The 3,486-nt window shown below is 71.7% G+C and carries 3 protein-coding genes; all 3 read left to right on the forward strand.

Annotated elements, in window-relative coordinates; genetic code table 11:
* On the forward strand, nucleotides 1–2,298 hold a 2,298-nt coding region (locus I71_RS12735), incomplete at its 5' end, for an AsmA-like C-terminal region-containing protein (RefSeq protein WP_148294221.1).
* A gap of 110 nt (nucleotides 2,299–2,408) precedes the next feature.
* Nucleotides 2,409–2,780, forward strand: coding sequence for an accessory factor UbiK family protein (locus I71_RS12740; RefSeq protein WP_042695231.1), 372 nt, complete (start codon nucleotides 2,409–2,411; stop codon nucleotides 2,778–2,780).
* Between the two features lie 223 nt (nucleotides 2,781–3,003).
* Nucleotides 3,004–3,486 (forward strand): YbjN domain-containing protein (locus I71_RS12745; protein WP_042695232.1); only part of this gene is annotated, 483 nt, incomplete at its 3' end.

Below are 3,486 nucleotides of genomic sequence, written 5' to 3' on the forward strand. Positions count from 1 at the left end.
CCCACCCTTGCCGCCAACCATGCCGTCAAGTCGGGCGGCGCGGGCGATCAGGATGGCAAGACGGGTGGCGGCAAGACGGGTGGCGGCAAAACGGGCGATGGCAAAACGGGCGGCGACCGGCCGCCGGCCCTGTCCGTCGCCTTGCCGATGGGGGTGGAGGCCAAACTCGACGTTGCCGTTGACGCCCTCGCCTACAACCGCGGTGTGGTCCGCCAGGGCCGGATCGAGGCCAGCCTGTCCGGCGGGCGGCTGAACATCGACCGGGACAGCGCGCTGCTGCCCGGCGGCTCCGACGTCGTCGCGGCGGGGGAGGTGACGACGCCCGGCGGACAGCCGACGCTGGACATGCGGATGGAGGCGAACGCCGACAACCTGCGTGCCCTGCTGGAATGGGCGAAGCTGGATCTGCGCGGCATTCCGGCTGACCGGCTGCGCCGTGCCTCGCTGTCGGGCCGCATCCAGGGCCATGCCGACCGCTTCGAGCTGTCCGGCCTGGATTTCCGTTTCGACAGCAGCCGCCTCAGCGGCGCCGTAGCCTATGTCGACCGCGGCCGGCCGGCCTTCGGTGCCCGGCTGGAACTCGACCGCCTGAACCTCGACGGCTATCTGCCGGCCGATCCCGCTCCGGCGCAGCCCATGGCCAAGGCCACCGCCCAGCCCACCGCCCAGCCCGCGGCGCAGCCGGCGACCCGGGCCGTCGGTCCGCGCAACGGCGGCGCCGCCACCGAGTCCACCCCGGCGCCGCAGCGCATGCTCGGTCTTGCCGACGCCAACCTCGACCTGCGGGTCGGCCAGCTGACGGTGGGCGGGCTGCCGGTGCAGGGGCTGCATCTCGACGCCACGGTCGCCTCCGGGGCGCTGACGGTGCGCGAGGCGAAGGTGGAGGATGTCGCCGGCCTTCAGGCCCGCATCGACGGCCAGATCGCCAGCCTGATCCCGCTGCGCGGCGTCAATCTCGCCCTGACGGCCGACGCCCGGTCGCTGGGCGGGCTGCCGAGCGCCGTTTCCTGGCCGCGCGGCCTGCCGGTGCCGGAACGGCTGGGGGCGGTCAGCGCCAAGGCGCGGTTGGCCGGCGACGGCGAGCGGTTGGCAGTGGAGGCGTCGGCCGGCATGCTGGGCGGTACGCTGGAGGCCGGCGGCGCCCTGCTCGGGCTGGACCGTACGCCCAGCGCCGACCTGAAGCTGCGGGTGACCCATCCGGAGATGGGCCGCATCGCCGCCCTGTTCACCGACACCGGCCTCGCCCGCGCCTATGGTCCGCTCGACCTCTATGGCGAGCTGTCGGGCACCGCGGCGGCGCCCAGCCTGAACAACCTCCAGGGACTGGTCGCCGGCATTCCGCTGCGCGGCAAGCTGGTGCTCGACCGCAAGGCGGACCGCCCCGCCGTCCAGGCCGACATCCAGACCGGCGATCTCGACCTCGACCGCCTGCGCAACGCGCCGCTGGTCGGTGACGGTGCCGGCCGGACCGCCACGGCGACGGCCGATCCCGCCGACCCGCCGGCCGACCCGCTGTCGGACCTGAATTGGATGCAGTCGCTGGACGGGCGGCTCGGCCTGACCTCGACCTCCTTGACCGTGGGGGGGCAGCGAATCGTCCAGCCGGCGCTGCGCGCGACCCTGTTCAAGGGCGTCGCGACGCTGGAGCAGTTGGACGGCGAATGGCAGGGTGGTCAGATCGGGCTCAGCGGCCGTCTCGACTCTGCAGCCGGGCAGGGGGCCGGGCAGGCGCCGAAGCTCGACGCCGACCTCACCGTCATCAAGGCCGACATGGGCAACGCGCTGTCCGGCTTTGCCGGCGTCGGTCTCAGCGGCGGCGCCGTCGACCTCGACGTGACCCTGTCGGGCAGCGGCCATGGCGACGCGCTGCTGCACAGCCTGACCGGCCGCGGCCGGGCGGTGGCGTCGGGCGGCGTGCTGCACGGCGTCGATCTCGCCGCCCTGCGCAGCCGCCTTGCCGGGGTCGAGCGCACGCAGGAGGTGCTGACGGCGGTTGCCGGTGCGTTGCAGGGCGGCGAGACGAAGCTCGACCGTCTCGATGCCCGCTTCGCCATCGACAACGGCGTGATCCGCGCCGAGGACGCCCGTCTGACCACGGCGCCGGCCGACGGGACGCTGGTGGGCACCGTGTCCCTTGCCGACGAGCAGGTCGATCTCGGCCTGACGCTCAAGGTCAAGGCGGACGGCGACCTGCCGCCGCTGACCCTGCGCATGACCGGCCCCTGGGCCGCCCCGACGCAGACCCTGGACCTGAAGGCCCTGCGCGACCGATTCAATGCCGCGGCGCCGGCCAAATAATGCCCCACTGAAAGTGACGCCCTGCCCACACGGCAATGGGCGTTCCAAGGGCGTTGAAGTCGCCGCGCGCGGCGTCCATAATGAACGAACGGTAACCGGAAGTCAGAGCGATGCAGGTGGACAACAGGATTTTGGACGATCTCGCCCGCGTGGCGGGTGGCGCGCTCGGCGCCTTCTCGTCCTTGCGCGAAGAGGCCGAAGGTCAGCTCCGCGCCCAGCTCGAACGTGTTCTGTCGCGGATGGATGTCGTCAGCCGCGAGGAATACGAGGCTGTCCGCGCCATGGCCGCCAAGGCCCGCGAGGAGCAGGAGGCGATGGCCGAGCGGCTGGCCGCGCTGGAGGCGACCGTCGCATCGCTGAGTGCGGCAAAGGCGCCGCTGCCGGTCGTGGTCGAGCCCGCCGGCATCCCGGCGGTGGTCGAAACCAGCCCCGGCAAGCCGGAAGAGGGCAAGCCCGACAGCACGGCCACCCCGGCCGCTTGAGCATCGGCGCTTCCGCACACTCCCGGCGATCTCTCCCATCGTCCCTGACCGTGCCGCTCTCCGCGGCCGGACGGGTGTGCGCCGGGGGCAGGCCCGCAGTCTCTGTTCAGCCCGTTTTTTCATCATCTTGGGGTATTGGCCCGGACCGCGCGCCGTCGCAGGCGCGTCTCTTCGGTCGGGGTGAACGGTACCGCCCATTGCGCCTTCACAGGAGGACGCGGACATGTCGGCAGTCGCCGTAGAGACCACCACTTCCGCTCACAATCCGCTCGACGTGGTCGAGGAGATCGTCACCGCCAACGAATGGCCCTTCGATCGCGCGACCGAGGACGAGCTGGTCGTCGAGATCGGCGGACGCTGGTGCGATTACCGGCTCTATTTCGTCTGGCAGCCGGACGTCAGCGCGATGCAGTTCTCCTGCCAGTTCGACATGAAGGTCCAGGCCGCCCGCCGCACCGCCGTCGCCGAGCTGCTGGCCGAGGTCAACGGCCGCATGTGGCTCGGCCATTTCGACGTCTGCTCGGAGGAGCACACGCCGATGTTCCGCCAAACCATGCTGCTGCGCGGCTCGCGCGGGGCCGCGGTGGAACAGCTTGAGGATCTGGTGGAGATCGCCCTGTCGGAATGCGAACGCTTCTACCCGGCCTTCCAGTTCGTGATCTGGGGCGGGAAGTCGGCGTCGGAGGCGGTGTCCGCCCCATTCTCG

Source organism: Azospirillum sp. B506, from assembly GCF_000333595.1.
In the GTDB taxonomy this organism is placed as follows: Bacteria; Pseudomonadota; Alphaproteobacteria; order Azospirillales; family Azospirillaceae; genus Azospirillum.